This is a genomic window from Mesorhizobium sp. GW821-FHT04C10 (genome assembly GCF_059420305.1).
Genome location: NZ_JBWKTL010000001.1, coordinates 690,309 through 705,124, shown reverse-complemented (window position 1 = coordinate 705,124; position 14,816 = coordinate 690,309). Strand labels below are relative to the sequence as shown.

At 65.0% G+C, this 14,816-nt stretch carries 12 protein-coding genes; 5 read left to right on the top strand and 7 right to left on the bottom strand.

Annotated features, from left to right (window positions below; translation table 11 throughout):
* The first annotated feature begins 27 nt into the window (after positions 1–27).
* Together AC07UC_RS03285 and AC07UC_RS03280 are read left to right on the top strand one after the other, a co-directional pair.
* Positions 28–1,029: an LLM class flavin-dependent oxidoreductase gene (locus tag AC07UC_RS03285; protein WP_494903999.1), complete on the top strand. Its 1,002-nt coding sequence runs from the start codon at positions 28–30 to the stop codon at positions 1,027–1,029.
* Positions 1,030–1,193: 164 nt separating this feature from the next.
* Positions 1,194–1,988, top strand: a complete 795-nt coding sequence (locus tag AC07UC_RS03280) for an inositol monophosphatase family protein (RefSeq protein WP_140770701.1) — start codon at positions 1,194–1,196, stop codon at positions 1,986–1,988.
* Positions 1,989–2,098: 110 nt separating this feature from the next.
* On the opposite strand, the gene AC07UC_RS03275 is transcribed toward AC07UC_RS03280, so the two are convergent.
* Positions 2,099–3,118: a LacI family DNA-binding transcriptional regulator gene (locus tag AC07UC_RS03275; protein ID WP_140771373.1), complete on the bottom strand. Its 1,020-nt coding sequence runs from the start codon at positions 3,116–3,118 to the stop codon at positions 2,099–2,101.
* Positions 3,119–3,338: 220 nt separating this feature from the next.
* On the opposite strand from AC07UC_RS03275, the gene AC07UC_RS03270 reads away from it, so the two are divergent.
* Genes AC07UC_RS03270 through AC07UC_RS03260 form a run of 3 tightly spaced genes read left to right on the top strand, consistent with a single transcriptional unit; the run spans position 3,339 to position 7,206 of the window.
* Positions 3,339–4,925 carry a sugar ABC transporter ATP-binding protein gene (locus AC07UC_RS03270; protein ID WP_494903997.1) on the top strand — a complete coding sequence of 529 codons (1,587 nt, stop codon included), beginning with the start codon at positions 3,339–3,341 and terminating at the stop codon, positions 4,923–4,925.
* Positions 4,922–6,241, top strand: coding sequence for an ABC transporter permease (locus AC07UC_RS03265; RefSeq protein ID WP_140770697.1), 1,320 nt, complete (start codon positions 4,922–4,924; stop codon positions 6,239–6,241). The genes AC07UC_RS03270 and AC07UC_RS03265 overlap by 4 nt, the downstream gene beginning before the upstream one ends.
* Positions 6,238–7,206, top strand: coding sequence for a substrate-binding domain-containing protein (locus AC07UC_RS03260; protein ID WP_065005441.1), 969 nt, complete (start codon positions 6,238–6,240; stop codon positions 7,204–7,206). The genes AC07UC_RS03265 and AC07UC_RS03260 overlap by 4 nt, the downstream gene beginning before the upstream one ends.
* A gap of 274 nt (positions 7,207–7,480) precedes the next feature.
* Here AC07UC_RS03260 and AC07UC_RS03255 read toward each other — a convergent pair whose 3' ends face one another.
* From AC07UC_RS03255 to AC07UC_RS03230, 6 genes are read right to left on the bottom strand one after another with little or no spacing between them, the layout of a single operon-like run.
* Positions 7,481–7,942, bottom strand: a complete 462-nt coding sequence (locus AC07UC_RS03255; RefSeq protein ID WP_065005440.1) for a MarR family winged helix-turn-helix transcriptional regulator — start codon at positions 7,940–7,942, stop codon at positions 7,481–7,483.
* Complete coding sequence (locus AC07UC_RS03250) at positions 7,939–8,523, bottom strand: amino acid synthesis family protein (RefSeq protein ID WP_494903996.1); 585 nt, start codon at positions 8,521–8,523, stop codon at positions 7,939–7,941. The genes AC07UC_RS03255 and AC07UC_RS03250 overlap by 4 nt, the downstream gene beginning before the upstream one ends.
* The gene (locus AC07UC_RS03245; RefSeq protein ID WP_202325064.1) at positions 8,516–9,400 is read right to left on the bottom strand and encodes a UPF0280 family protein; all 885 of its coding nucleotides are present in this window, start codon (positions 9,398–9,400) and stop codon (positions 8,516–8,518) included. The genes AC07UC_RS03250 and AC07UC_RS03245 overlap by 8 nt, the downstream gene beginning before the upstream one ends.
* Positions 9,400–10,941 carry a 6-hydroxynicotinate reductase gene (locus AC07UC_RS03240; RefSeq protein ID WP_494903995.1) on the bottom strand — a complete coding sequence of 514 codons (1,542 nt, stop codon included), beginning with the start codon at positions 10,939–10,941 and terminating at the stop codon, positions 9,400–9,402. Before AC07UC_RS03240 ends, AC07UC_RS03245 begins: the two co-directional genes overlap by 1 nt.
* Entirely contained in the window at positions 10,938–13,772 is a 2,835-nt protein-coding gene (locus AC07UC_RS03235) for a molybdopterin-dependent oxidoreductase (RefSeq protein WP_494903994.1), read from the bottom strand. The genes AC07UC_RS03240 and AC07UC_RS03235 overlap by 4 nt, the downstream gene beginning before the upstream one ends.
* Positions 13,769–14,629: an FAD binding domain-containing protein gene (locus AC07UC_RS03230; RefSeq protein WP_494903992.1), complete on the bottom strand. Its 861-nt coding sequence runs from the start codon at positions 14,627–14,629 to the stop codon at positions 13,769–13,771. Before AC07UC_RS03230 ends, AC07UC_RS03235 begins: the two co-directional genes overlap by 4 nt.
* Positions 14,630–14,816: the final 187 nt, after the last annotated feature.

The following is a 14,816-nucleotide window of genomic DNA, read 5'->3' as shown; positions in this document are numbered from 1 at the left end:
TGCGGCTTCTACACAGGATCCCACCGCATGACCGAACTGTCCGTTCTCGACCTGTCGCCGATCGTCGAAGGCAGCGATGCCTCGCAGTCGCTGGCCAACTCGCTCGATCTTGCCCGCCATGCCGAGCGGCTGGGCTACAAGCGCTACTGGCTGGCCGAGCATCACAACATGCCGGGTATCGCCAGCGCAGCCACATCGGTGGTCATCGCCCATGTCGCCGGCGGCACCAAAACCATTCGCGTCGGGGCCGGCGGCATCATGTTGCCCAACCATGCGCCGCTGGTGATCGCCGAGCAGTTCGGCACGCTGGCAGCCCTGTTTCCCGGCCGCATCGATCTGGGGCTCGGCCGGGCCCCCGGCACAGACATGAACACCGCGCGCGCCTTGCGCCGCAACCTGGAAGCCGGCGTCGACAACTTCCCGCAGGATGTCGTCGAACTGATGGGCTATTTCCTGCCGGCGGAGGAAGGCCAGCGCCTGCGCGCCGTGCCCGGCGAAGGCCAGACCGTGCCGATCTGGATCCTCGGCTCGAGCCTCTATGGCGCGCAGCTCGCCGCCATGCTCGGCCTGCCCTACGCCTTTGCCTCGCATTTCGCGCCGGCGGAGCTCGACCATGCGCTGGACATCTACCGCTCCCGCTTCCAGCCGTCGGAGCAGCTCGACAAGCCGCATGTCATGCTCGGCCTCAATGTATTTGCGGCACCTACCGATGCCGAGGCGCGTCTGCTGTTCACCTCGCTGCAGCAGGCCTTCGTCAATCTGCGCACCGGCAGGCCGGGAAGATTGCCGCCGCCCGTCGAGAACTATGACAGGGATCTCGACCCGATGGCCAAGACCATGCTCGGCCAGGCGCTGTCCTGCGCCGTCGTCGGCTCTCCCGAAACGGTCCGGCAAGGCATCGACGCCTTCGTGCGCCGCACCGGTGCCGACGAGCTGATGGTCACCGCGCAGATCTTTGATCATGCGGCGCGGGTGCGCTCCTTCGAGATTCTGGCTGAGGCTCATAAATCGCTTTTGCAGGCGGCCTGATCTTCCAAGCAGACTCCGCTGGCTTCGCCAATGCGTCGTCTGCTTGAGTTTCTTTGTCTGCCGCAAAACCGTGCAACACTTTTACGGAACCTGCCTGGCAGGCACTGTTGCAGGCACCGCCGTTTTGCTATGGGCGGTTTCCCTCCACGGATCGGAAACTTCCCTTGAAAAACGACCATGAAGCGCGCGAGCGGTTTGCCATCGATCTGGCGCGGCGCGCCGGTGACCTCGGTCTCAGATATTTCCGCGATCTGGACAGCCTGACCATCGAGAGCAAGGGCCATCAGGACCTGGTCTCGCAAGCCGACCGTGAGGTCGAGCTGTTCATCCGCGCTGCAATCGCCGCCGACTATCCGCAGGACGGCATTGTCGGCGAGGAGCATGCCTCGGTCGCCGGCTCTACCGGCCATGTCTGGGTCATCGACCCCATCGACGGCACCGCCAATTTCGTGCGCGGCATTCCGGCCTGGTGCGTGGTGATCGCTTGCGCCCGGGACGGGGAGACGGTCGTCGGCGTCATCCACGAGCCGTCGACCGGCGAGACGTTTCACGGGCGGCTCGGCGGCGGCGCCTTCGTCAACGGCCGGCCGATCAAGGCAAGCGCGGCGACCAGCCTGGAAGAAGGGTCGGTGGGGACCGGATTTTCGAACCGGGCCGAGGCCGAGAACATCGCCGTGCTGATCAAGAAGATCCTCGCCGAAGGCGGTGTCTTCTTCCGCAACGCGTCCGGCGCCCTGATGCTGGCCTATGTGGCCTCGGGCCGGCTGCTTGGTTATGTGGAGGAACACATGAACGCCTGGGACTGCCTGGCTGGCATGCTGCTGATCGAGGAGGCCGGCGGCACGGTGCTGAAGGCGGATCGCAAGACGGTGCTGCAGAGCGGGACGCAGGTCATATCGGGCGGCAAGGGTGTCTTTTCCAAGCTGCAGGCGCTTTGCTTGGGAGTGTTTCCGGCCTAGAGCATGATGCCGAAAAGTGTGAAGCGGTTTTCGGACGACATCATGCTCTATCTCTTTGATTTAGAGGCGGATTCAGATTTCAGGTCGATTCGACCTGAAATCATCCGGCTCTAGGCACTCACGCTCTGCGCGATTGCTCCGAGCGGCCGGCACGAATTGCGGATCATCAGCCGGCCTTTGAGCACCAGCTTGCGCGGTGGCGCGTCCCGGTTGCCGGCAAGGCGGTCGAGCAGCAGATTGGCCGCCTGTTCGCCGATCGCCTGCACCGGCTGCGCGACAGTGGTCAGTTGCGGCTGGAACACGTCGGACCACGGAAAATCGTCGAAGCAGGCAACAGAAATGTCCTCCGGGCAGGACAGGCCGATGTCGCGGATTGCCTTCATGGTGCCGATCACCATCGGGTTGTTGGCCGAGAAGATCGCGCTTGGCCGATTGTGCAGCGAGAGCAGCTGCATGGTCGCGTTGTAGCCGTCGATCTCATGGAAATTGCCGGAGCGAACCAGGTCCTCGGCCACCGGCAGGCCGGCAGCCCGAAGCGCCTCGCTGTATCCGGTCATGCGGTCGTGCATGGGCGAAATATCGGACGTGCCGGTGATGTAGCCGATGCGCCGGTGGCCGAGATTGATCAGGTAGGTGATGGCGTCGAACACGGCGCGCTGGTTGTCGAGCACCACCGCATCGGTATCGACGCCCTCGCAGATGCGGTCCAGCAGCACGACCGGCACATTGGCGTCGTCGACGATCCCCTTGAGGATCGCGCCGTCGCCGACACGCGCCACGATAAGCCCGTCGACCATGCGGTCGAGCAAGAGCCTGATCTGGTCGTCCTGGGTGTTCAGATCCTCGTCCGTACAGCAAAGCATGACGGCATAGCCGGCGCGGTCGAAGGCCTGCTGGATGACCGAGACGACATCGGTGAAGAACGGATTGGTGATGTGCGGCACGGTCAGGCCGATGGTGCGCGTCGTGCCCATTTTCAGGCTGCGGGCGATCGCATTGCGCTTGTAGCCGATGTCGCGGATCGCCTGCTCGATGCGCTGGCTGAGTTCGGGGCTGACGGTCGCCGTGCCGTTGATCAGCGCCGACACGGTGGCGACCGAGACACGTGCCGCTTCCGCCACATGCAGCATGGTCGGCGCCGTCGATTTTCGCTGTCTCGTCCGCTTGGATGCTGCCATTTTCGAAACGTTTCGCCGATGTGTGTTCGCCATACCTACGGAATATCAAGGTTTTTCGCAAGAATTGAAAAGGGTCAATCCTGCGTTATCAGATAGCGGCTTGACAGTATCGAAACGTTTAGAATAGCGTTTGGATGAGATTGACGAGGACGGAAGGGAGGCCGCCATTGTCATGGAGCACAGAGGTCCCATCGCTCATGGGCATGCCGCGGCGGCGGACCATTCCAATGTCGTCCTGAGCGCCGAGCACATTTCCAAGAGCTTCGGCGGAATCGCCGCCCTGGTCGATGTCGGTTTCGAATTGCGGCGTGGCGAGGTCCATGCCCTGATGGGCGAGAACGGCGCCGGCAAGTCGACGCTGATGAAGATCCTCTCCGGCGTCTATACCGGCTACGAAGGCACGGTCAGCGTCGATGGAGGGCCGGTCAACTTCGCCGGCGTGCGCGACGCCGAGGATGCCGGCATCGCCATCATCCACCAGGAGCTCAACCTGGTGCCGGAACTCAGCGTCGCCGACAACATCTTCCTCGGCCGTGAAAAACTGATCGCCGGGCTGATCGTCGACCGCAAGGCGAGCAGCCGTGCGGCGGCCGCCCTCCTGCAGCGGCTTGGCATCGAACTCGACCCGGAAGCCCGTGTCGGCGCCTTGCGCGTCGGCGAACAGCAGCTGGTCGAAATCGCCAAGGCGCTGTCGATGTCGGCGCGCATCCTGATCATGGACGAGCCGACCTCGGCGCTTTCGCCCGCAGAATGCCAGCGGCTGTTCCGCATCATCCGCCAGCTTGCCGAAAGCGGCGTCGCCATCGTCTACATCTCGCACCGCATCGACGAGGTGATGCATCTGGCCGGCCGCGTCACGGTATTCCGCGACGGGCGCCATGTGCTGACGCGGCCGATGGCCGAGCTTGACGAGAATGCCATCATTTCGGCGATGGTCGGACGGGACCTGCTCGCATCCTCCCAAGACGAGCGGGATCCCGGCGGCCGAACCGTGCTTTCGGTCAGCAATCTGTCGCTGTCGAAGCCCGACCGCCAGGGTTGGCGGCAGGTGATCGACGGCGTCAGCTTCGATCTGGCCGCGGGCGAAATCCTCGGCATAGGCGGCCTTCTGGGCTCGGGCCGCACTGAGATCATGGAGGCGATCTTCGGCTCGGGCGATGGCCGTGCCGGCGGCGAGATCCAACTCGACGGCCGGTCCGTGAACATCCGCTCGCCGCGCGACGCCAGGCGGCTGGGCATCGCGCTGGTCACCGAGGACCGCAAGACGCAAGGCCTCCACCTGCAGGCCTCGATCACGGACAATGTCGCACTGCCGCTGGTCGGGTCGCTGGCACGCTTCGGCATCCGCTCGCTGGCCGGCGAGCAGGGGCTGGCGCGGCAGGCGGTCAAGGCACTCGGCATACGCTGCCAGGACATCGATCAGCCCGCCGGCACGCTGTCGGGCGGCAACCAGCAGAAGGTCGTCATCGGCAAGTGGCTGGCGACCAGGCCGCGCGTGCTCTTGCTGGACGAGCCGACGCGCGGCATCGATGTCGGCGCCAAGCGCGAGATCTACGACCTCATCTTCCAGTTGGCGCGCGACGGCCTGGCCATCGCGGTCATCAGCTCCGAGTTGCCGGAATTGCTGCATCTCTCGGATCGCATCCTGGTGATGGCCGACGGCCGCCAGACTGGCATTCTTTCCCGCGACGCGGCAAGCGAAGAGGCCATCATGCGCCTCGCCGCACCGCGCCGGACGCTATCGAGACCAGCCGCATGACTGCCCTGAAGCTCCTGTCCCGCACCAAGCTCTATTGGGGCCTGATCGCCATCTTCCTGATCGGCGTGCTCGGCTCGCCGGTCAGTTCCAAGGGCAACAACATCTTCCTGTCCTACGGCAATCTGCTCGACGTGCTGCGCCAGGTGTCGACCACCGGACTGATCGCCACCGGTATGACGGCGGTGATCATCACCGGCGGCATCGATCTTTCCGTCGGCTCGCTGATGGCCATCTGCTCGGTGGTCTGCGCCATGCTGCTGACGGTGCCAGGTGTAACGCCGGGTGTCGTGCTGGGCGTGCCGACCGTCGCGCTGGTGGCGCTTTGCCTTGGCTTCGTCATCACCCGCTTCATCTTCCTCAACGTGGAAAAATCCCGTGCCGGTCCGGATGCCGCCGCGCGCGACGTGAAGCTGGACAGCGTTCGCGGCCTGGTCACGCCGGCAATCGTCGGCGTGGTGCTGTGCTGCCTGTCGCTATGGTACCTGCTGCCGCAGATCGAGCCCAAATTCGGCGTGCTCGGCGTGCTTTTGGTGGCGCCCTGCGTCGGCCTGCTGTTCGGCGCCATCAACGGCTTCATCATCGTTGCCGGGCGGCTGCAGCCCTTCATCGTCACGCTGGCGATGATGGTGACGGCACTCGGCATCGCCCGGCTCACCGCCGGCCAGAACAATGCGGTGCTGCCGGTCTATACCGGCTCGAACGCCACCGCCGATTTCGAGATGCTGCGCTCGCTGGTGTTCGGCGTCATCCCGATGCCTGGCCTGTTCTTCCTCGGTGCCATCCTGATCTACGGCGCCGTGCTGCGTTTCACCCCGTTCGGCCGCTATGTCTATGCCATCGGCGGCAATGAGGAGGCCGCGCGGCTCTCCGGCATCGCCGCCGGCCGCGTCAAGATCGCGACCTATGCCATCTCCGGCCTGCTCGCCGGCATCGCAGCTGTGCTCTATGTGGCACAGTACCGGCAAGGCAAGCCCGATGCCGGTGCCGGGCTGGAGCTCGACGCCATCGCCGCCGTGGTCATCGGCGGCACCAGCCTGATGGGCGGACGCGGCAGCCTGATCGGCACGTTCTGTGGCGTGCTGATCTTCGGGCTGCTCTCCAACATACTGCAGCTCCACAACATCAATTCAAATCTTCAACTGGTGCTGAAGGGCATGATCATCATCGGCACCGTGCTCGTGCAGGAGCGCAATGCCGGCGATCTCCTGGCCTATCTGCGCCTGCCCGGCGGGCAACCGGCGCGCAAGGAAACGGCCGCAGCCAAGCGGCCGCCACAAGAGACCCCGTCTCTCAATCTCGGAGGAAACAAGAAATGAAACGACGTGACATGCTGAAGCTTGCCGCACTCGGCGCGGCACTGCTGACCACCACCGCGCTGCTTTCGACCGGCAATGCCTTCGCCCAGGACAAGAAATGGAAGATCGGCTTCTCGCAGGTGACGACCATCGAGCCCTGGCGCGCCCAGTTCAACAAGGACATCATTGCCGAAGCCGCCAAGCATCCCGAGGTCGAGCTGATCATCACCGATGGCGAGGACAAGACCGAGAAGCAGGTCGCCGATGTCGAGAACCTGATCCGCCAGGAGGTCGACGCGCTTTTGGTGTCGCCGAAGGAATCCGCGGGCCTGACGGGCGTCGTGCAGCAGGCCATCGACGCCAAGATCCCGGTCTTCGTGCTCGACCGCAACGTCGACACCAAGGACTACACGCAGTTCGTCGGCGGCGATAACAAGCTGATCGGCCGCGCGGCCGGCGAATATGCGGTCGAACTGCTCGGCGGCAAGGGCAAGGCGGCTGGCAATGTCGTCGAGATCTGGGGCGGCATGGGCACCCAGCCGGCGCACGACCGCCATGACGGCTTCCATGAATTCACCGACAAGGAACCGGGCATCAAGTATCTGCTCGACCAGCAGTCGGGCGACTGGAAGCAGGACCAGGCCTACAATCTGATGGCCAACGCGCTGAAAACCAACGAGAAGATCGATCTCGTTTACGGCCACAACGACCCGATGGCCTACGGCGCCTATCTCGCCGCCAAGGATGTCGGCCGCGAGAAGGACATCAAGTTCATCGGCATTGACGGCCTGCCCAATGAAGGCGTGCAAATGGTGAACAAGGGCGAACTGACGGCGACCTTCACCTATGTCACCCCCGGTGCCGAAGGCCTGCGCCAGGCGATCAAGTTCCTCAACGGCGAGAAGGTCGAAAAAACCATCACGCTGCCCACCGAGAAGATCACCAAGGAAAACGCCGCCAAGGTGCTGAAGGACAACGGACTCTGAGATAGTGGAGCTTGAGGGGTGTCGGTTGGCGCAGCCCCTCACCCGCCTGCCGGCACCTTCTCCCCGTATAGGGACGGGGAGAAGGGAGCTGTGGTGAAGCCGGCGCCCTTCTGCAACGCTGGCGACTGGCGAAGCCGTCGATGACAGCGTGTTTCTCCCCGTCCCTGTACGGGGAGAAATGTCCGGCAGGACAATGAGGGGCAGCGCAGACTAACCAATTCTACTCAACTCAATCGCTTCGGTGACCAGCTTTTGCAGGCTGGAAGGTCCGCACCTACGCCAGCTTCGCCAGCAGCTTTGTGAACGTGGCGATCTCCTTGGCCGAGAGCGGCGCCAGCGTTTCCCGGGTGATTTCGCGGGCCAGCGGGATCAACCGTTCGATCGCATCGCGACCCTCGGCGGTCAGATTGACCAGCAGCCGCCTTTTGTCGACCTCATGCCTGGACAGCTCTACCAGGCCGCGCGCCTTCAGGCGGTCGATCACGCCCTTCACCGTCGCCGCGTCCATCGCGATCAGCGTGCCGAGCTGGTTCTGCGAGGTCTCGCCGACATCGCGCAGCTTGGCCAGTGCCGCGAATTGTGGCGGCGTCAGGTCGCCTATATGCGCGGCGAAGATAGACACATGGCGCTGGTGCGCCTTGCGCAGGATGAAGCCGACCTGTTCCTGGAGGAGGTAGTCATGTTCCTCAGGCTCTTCGGCCTCGACCAGCTTGAGCAGATTGTCCTCGCCGTTCACCGCAATCCGTCCCAGGCCTTGATGTTGTCCGCCGCAAGGCCACCCATGCGGTTGTGGACGCGCGGGCCGCAGGTCATGGCGAGGCAAAACAGGATCTCGTCGGGACGCGGGCCGTCGCTGATGCCGACTTCCATGGCGTCGAAATGGCTGCGCACATAGGCGGCGTTGATGTGGCCGAGCGGTACGTCGAGCTTCGAGCCGAAGGCGCCGACCTTCTTGGCCGACGGCACGATCGCCTTGGCGTCGCCGAGCCGCTCGCGCATCGCGTAGCCGCCCGGCACATGCCAGAGCGCGCCGTGTTCCAGTTCGCCTGCCGTGCCGACGATGGCGCCCTTGCCGTAGCCGTCGATCTGCTTGACGTTGCCGCCGAGCGCCGCGATCAGCCGGTCGCAGAGCAGCAGGCCGAGTGGCTTCAGATCCTCCATCGCGCTCTGCAGATCCTCGACATAGCGCCCGGCGAACGGGTTCTTGACCACGGCCATGGCCGCTGCACGACGGCGCGGTACGTCCGCGACCGGTCCGCCCTCGTGAAAGATCTCTTCGCTCAGCACCGCGACCTTGCGGATCGGAAACTCAGGCATGGGCAACTTCCTCCCTCGGATTTTTGTTGGGCGCGGAAAGTGCAACCGAGCCACTGATGCGGGCCTCACCGCCAAGAAACAGTGCCGATGCGGCAATCAGCCCGCGCCGGCGAAAATCTTCGGCGACGGCAAGGCCATTGTCCAGCGCCTGCGCCACCTCGCCAAATGCCAGCGTGCCGACGGCCTGTGTCACCAGCCGCGCGCCGAGATCGCTGTCGGGCGACAGCTCCTGTGCCGGAATGCGCTTGATGGCGGGATTGCCGGGCAGGTCGACCGCGTTGGCAATGAGCGTCGCCGCCGCATCGGCCTCGGCGCCGGTCCGCGCCAGCACGGTGACGGCGTCGGCGATGCCGAGCGAAAAGGAGCGGCCGCGCCAGCCGCTGGTGGCAACGCCGCGAACGCCATCTTCCGCGCGGATCGTGATCCGGTCGGCCAAACCATTGCCGGTGCCGGCGACCGCCAGACCTATCGAGCGGCCTATGCCGATGTGAAGGGCGCTGTCGCCGCCATTGTTGACATAGGCACGATCGAGCCTACGTCCGGCAAGCAATGCGGCGAGCATTTCGTCGGCTACCGATCCCGCGACGGCGGCCATCGGTGTTATGAAGCATTCCGCCAAGGGCATGACGGCTGCCTCCATGCGGCGCGCCGTCGGGCCGTCAAAGGCGCGCGGCCGCAGGAAAAATGCCGGGAGCCGCAATTCGGGAAGCTCCTTGACCAACTCGATCAGGATCGTCTGGAAGCGCGCGACAGCCTGGGCGTAGGCGGCACGACACTCGTCCGCCTCGCCAAAGGCCTCGACGATCAGGTCGATCGGCCCGTGGTTGAGATGCAGCCGCTTGCCGTCCTGCAGCCAGTGGACTTGCGGGCCGTCCATCATCCGGCTCCGTTCGAGGCGGCACGCCGCAATTGCGCGAGCGGCGGCCATGGATTGTCGGACGGCGCGCCGGTTCCGCGACGTGAGTTGAGGTACTCGCCGCCCTTGGCGACGATGTCCTCGACACTGCGGATTTCGGCCTCGTAGCCGCCGAGCCTGATATAGTCGTCGCGGCGCAAGGTGAATTCGATTGGCGCCACCAGCGCCGGTGTCGGCACATAGCCGAAGGCGCCTTCCGGCACCCTGGTGACGTCGACCATCAGCGTGATGCCGCCGCCCGGCCAGACAAAGACCGGCGCGCCGCCGACCGTCACATAGGTCTTCAGGCCTTGCACCGACCGGGTGAGATTGACCGGGTTTTCGGTGACGCCGGCACGCAGCGAACCGCCGGCGCCGCCGATGAACAGCACGGTGCACAGCGCCGGCTCGCAATTGTCCTCGATCAGATTGACCGACTTCCGCAGCCGCTCCGGAAACGGTTTTTCGACAGGCTTCAATTCGTCGTCGAGTTCGTAATAGGCGAATTGTTCGCCGGTGGTCGAAACCATCAGCAACGACAGGCCCGGCCGCGCGCCCTTCTTGGCGTTCCAGTCGCCGAGGATCGACAGCGGGTCGGAAATCGAGGTGCCGCCCCAGCCGAGGCCCGGCTCGGAGACCTTGAAATAGCGGCCCGGCGTCGAGCGGCGGCCGATGATCTTGATCCCTGTATCCTGCCAGCCCAGCACCTTGCCGGCCTGATGCTCGGAAACGACGCCGGTGATGTGGTCGTCGACCACAACCACCTCGTCGACCAGCCCGCGCCATTGCGTGGCGAACATGCCGATCGTCGCCGAGCCGCAGCCGACGCGCATGCGGCGCTCCTGCTTGCCGTCGATGACAGGTGGCTTGCCGGCTTCGACGATGACGGTGGCACCGCCGTCGATGGTCAGTTCCACCGGCTTGCGATTGCACAGATTGAGCAGCGCATCGCAGGTGGCGCGGCCTTCGGCCTTGGAGCCGCCGGTGAGGTGATGCACGCCGCCAAGCGACAGCATCTGCGAGCCGTATTCGCCTGTTGTGACATGGCCGATCGCCTCACCCTCCGCCCGCACGACAGCCGTTTCCGGTCCGATATGACGGTCGGTATCGATCTTCACCTTGACGCCGCAATACGAAAAGATGCCTTCGGTGACGACCGTGACGAGATCGACGCCCTCCACCTCCTGGCTGACGATGAACGGCGCCGGCTTGTAGTCGGGATAAGTGGTGCCGGCGCCTATTGCCGTGACGAAGCGGCGCCCGGTGTTGACCAACTCGCCGTCCCAGGCCTCGCCCTCGGCGACGAAAGGTACGATCGCCGCGCCGGTCTCGGCCGCGTGGTCGAGGATGGTCAGCGGGTCCATGCGCACGATCCGGCCGCCGGCATTGCCGTAGCGGTCGCAGGCGCCGGTGCGGCCATCTGCGATGTAGCACATGACCGGACAGGCATCACAGCGGATCTTCTCCGCCACCAGCTTCTCGCCGGGATCATGCGTTTCGAAGCGCTCGGCAAGCTCGCTCATGGGCGCGCCTCCTTTTCGCGGATGCCATCCTTTTCACGAATGCCAGCGCGGATCCGCGTCGGCGTCGCCGGGACCTTGGTGACGAGGACCCCGGTGGCGTGGCGGACGGCGTTGAGGATCGCGGGTGCGGTCGGGATCAGCACATGCTCGCCCAGCCCCTTGGCGCCGAACGGGCCCTCCGGATCGGGAACCTCGATCAGGATGGTCTCGATCGGCGGCACGTCGCCTATGGTCGGGATGAGATAGTCGTGCAAATTCTCCGTGCGGCCGGGGATATATTCTTCCATCAGCGCCATGCCGATGCCTTGCGCGATGCCGCCCTCGATCTGGCCTTCGACCAGCAGCGGGTTGATCGCCTTGCCGACATCGTGCGCGGCGGTGATTTTCAGCAGCTTCACCGTGCCGAGCTTGAGATCGACCTCGAGTTCGGCGATCTGCGCGCCAAAGCCGTACACAGCGTAGGGCTTGCCCTGGCCCTTTGCATCGAGCGGCAGCGTCGGCGGATCGTAGGTCTCCTCGGCGCGGAAGACGAAGCCTTCGGCATCGACGTCGAGCGAGGCGAGATCGATGCGGCGTGCGGCCTCGCCCTCGCGGATGACGATCGCCACGCCATCCAACTGCAGGGATGCCTTTTCCGAGACATTGGCAAAGCGCAGGATCTTTTCGCGCAACGCGCGGCCGGCCTTCTCGGCCGCCTTGCCGGTGACGAAAGTCTGGCGCGAGGCGGAAGTCTTTCCGGCATCGGGGCTGATCGCCGTGTCGGCGCTCTTCAGCCGGAATCTCTCCAGCGGCAGGCCGAGCGCGTCGGCGCAGATCTGGGTGATGACGGTGTTGGAGCCCTGGCCGATATCGACGGCGCCCTGGTGCAGGACGACCGTGCCGTCAGCCGCGACGCCGACCCGGATGGTCGATGGATTGGGCAGCGAGGTGTTGCCGCAGCCATACCAGCAGGACGCCACGCCGACGCCGCGCTTTTTGTACGCGTGGGTATGGTTGAACGCATCCGCGTCGGCCGTCGCGCGCGCCCAATGCGGCCGCAGCGCCTCAAGGCACTCGGCGATGCCGACGCCGGACTCCAAACGTTGGCCGGTAACCGTTTCGGAGCCGTTCCGAAGGCAGTTTTTCAGGCGAAAATCGAGGCGGTCGATACCAAGCTTGCCGGCGAGCTCGTCATAGAGCGTCTCCTGCATGATGGTCGCCTGCGGGACGCCGAAGCCGCGGAAGGCGCCGGAAATCGGACCATGCGTATGAATGGCGCGGCCCTCGGCGCGATAATTGGGCGTCGCATAGGGGCCGGACGCATGCACCGGCACACGATTGGCAACGGTCGGGCCCCAGCTCGCATAGGCGCCGGTGTTGAAATCGCCGGCAAAGGTCATGCCGGTGACATGGCCTTCTGCGTCCACCCCGATGGTCGCCTTCATCTCAGCCGGATGGCGCTTGGTGGTCGATGTCATCGATTCGTTGCGGGTGTAGGCCAGCGCCGCCGGCCGGCCGGTTTTCAGCGCCACGAGGCCGATCAGCGGCTGCAGCGATACGTCGAGTTTCGAGCCGAAACCGCCGCCGGTCGCGGTGGGCACGATGCGCACCTTGTCGACGGCAAGGCCAAGCACCTTCGCCGTCTCGTCGCGGTCCATGTAGGGCGCCTGCGTGCAGGCGACGACAACCAGCGTGTCGCCGTCCAGATAAGCATAGCCGGCTTCCGGTTCGATATAGGCGTGCTCGACATAGGAAGTTTCGATGGCGCCGCTCACGGTGACAGCGGCATTTGCAAGCGCCGCCTCAGGGTCGCCGCGCTCGACAAGGCCCGTGGTCAAAAGGTTGGCCGGGCGGTTGTCATGGATCCGTGCCGCGCCTTCGGCCTGCGCTTCGCAAGGTTGCAGGAAATGCGGCAATTCGGTCCAGCGGACCGGGAAATCCGACAGGTCGAGATCGAGGATCGCCTCGCGCTCGCCGGCGACCAGCGCCACCGCCTCGCCGCGAAGCCGCGCAAATCCTTCGGCCAGTGCCGGCTGATCGGCGAACGGGCCGATCGCACCGAAGCAGTTCTTTCCCGGAATGTCGGCCGCGGTGAAGACACCGGCGATGCCGGGGTGTCTCTTCGCCCAACCATCGAGGTCGCCGAAGGCAAAGCTGGCGTGATAATGCGGTGAGCGGACCACCAGAACGGCGAGCGCATCGGCCGGGAAGGAATCGCCGCCGAATTTCTCAGCCCCGGTCACCTTTGGCACGCCATCGAGCCTCACAGGGGACGCGCCGATGGCATGCCCGGACTGAGGCAGACGGAAATCCAGGCTCGCTGTCTGGAGGGACGCCTCCATCACCGCCGCGATGATCTTCCGGTAGCCGGTGCAACGGCACAGAATGCCGCCCAGCGCATCCTGCACCTCGGTCTCGGTCGGCTTGGGTGTCGCGTCCAGGAGCGCTGTCGCCGCGACCAGCAGCGCCGGCGTGCAGATGCCGCATTGCGCCGCGCCATGGGCGAGAAACGAGGCCTGCAGTGCCGAGAGCCGGCCATTGGCAAGTCCCTCGACTGTTGTCACTGCCGCCCCGGATACGGAAGCCGCCGGCATCAGGCAGGCGCAGACGGGAGCACCGTCGACCAGCACCGTGCAGGCGCCGCAATCGCCGGCATCGCAGCCGACCTTGGTACCCGTTAGCCGCAATTCGTCACGCAGCACCTGGGACAGCCGGCGCAGCGGCGGCACATTGACCAGGACAGCGTCGCCATTGACCGTGAAGGCAATGTCGGCGCGTTCAGGGCCGAGGCCGGGCGTGCCTACGCCCAGACCGGGCAGGGCTTCAGTCACTTCAGGCAGAAGCTGGTTCATGCCGCCACCATGTGATCGTTCATTAGGCCGGCGGCCGTCAGCACGGCGCGGGCGACAATCTCGCGCACAGCGTCGAGCCGGTATTCCGCGCTGCCGCGCACGTCGGCGATCGGCGACAGTTCTGTGATCGGTGCGGACTGGACCGCATCGGCGAGCCGGTGATCCGCAGGCAATCCGAGCAGCGCCGCCTCGACGCCGGCAAGGCGCCTGGCGACGGCCGAGCACGACCCGACGGCGATGGCCGCTTCGGTCACTGTGCCGTTCTCGACGACCAGACGCGCCGCCACCATCGCTATGGAAATGACGAGATAGCGCCGCGCGCCGAGCTTGACGAAAGCCGACGTGCCCGTTGCAGCGGGCTTCAGCACGCGGATGGCGCTGACCATTTCCCCTGCTCGCAAGGCTGTTCGGCGGTTGCCGAGAATGAAATCCGGCAAGGGCAGGTAGCGCGTCACTGTTGCCGAACGCAGTTCGACTTCGGCATCAAGCACGAGCAGGCCCGGCACGCCATCGGCGGCCGGCGAGGCGTTGCAGAGATTGCCCGCGACCGAGGCGACGTTCTGGATTTGCGGCGAGCCGACCTCGCGCGCGGCCTGTTTCAGCGCATCGAAGGCCGGCGGCAAGGTATGGCGGATGATGTCGGTCCATGTCGTGCGCGCACCGATGACAAAGTGGTTATCTGTCTCGGCGATGCCGCGCAGCGCGGTGAGGCCATTGATGTCGAGGACATTGTCGCGGAACGGCTTCGTGCCTTGTGCCGGATAGAAATCCGTACCGCCGGCGAGGATGCGCCAGGCGCCCTCGCCAAGCAGCGCGAGCGCCTCATCGACCGTGGTGGGTTTCGCGTAACGGATCACGCTTTGCCTTCCCAGAGAGTGGGCCTTCCCCGAATTTGGCCCTCCCAAGGATTTTCCCCTGGGATGATGTTGCCGGTTTCGAACCGGAAATTCATTCGTATGCAAATGATATCAAGCCAGTGGAAATTGTCAAAGCCAGAGTTTGGGGTGTCGTAGCTGCCGGGCCGCATGCAACGAGATTGTTACG

Coding starts and splice junctions, on each gene's coding strand:
- AC07UC_RS03265 (WP_140770697.1), top strand. CDS start 4,922: ATGACTGCCCTGAAGCTCCTGTCCCGCACCAAGCTCTATTGGGGCCTG.
- AC07UC_RS03235 (WP_494903994.1), bottom strand. CDS start 13,772: ATGAACCAGCTTCTGCCTGAAGTGACTGAAGCCCTGCCCGGTCTGGGC.
- AC07UC_RS03260 (WP_065005441.1), top strand. CDS start 6,238: ATGAAACGACGTGACATGCTGAAGCTTGCCGCACTCGGCGCGGCACTG.
- AC07UC_RS03245 (WP_202325064.1), bottom strand. CDS start 9,400: ATGGACGGCCCGCAAGTCCACTGGCTGCAGGACGGCAAGCGGCTGCAT.
- AC07UC_RS03285 (WP_494903999.1), top strand. CDS start 28: ATGACCGAACTGTCCGTTCTCGACCTGTCGCCGATCGTCGAAGGCAGC.
- AC07UC_RS03275 (WP_140771373.1), bottom strand. CDS start 3,118: ATGCTGCATGTGGCGGAAGCGGCACGTGTCTCGGTCGCCACCGTGTCG.
- AC07UC_RS03240 (WP_494903995.1), bottom strand. CDS start 10,941: ATGAGCGAGCTTGCCGAGCGCTTCGAAACGCATGATCCCGGCGAGAAG.
- AC07UC_RS03250 (WP_494903996.1), bottom strand. CDS start 8,523: ATGCCTGAGTTTCCGATCCGCAAGGTCGCGGTGCTGAGCGAAGAGATC.
- AC07UC_RS03270 (WP_494903997.1), top strand. CDS start 3,339: ATGGAGCACAGAGGTCCCATCGCTCATGGGCATGCCGCGGCGGCGGAC.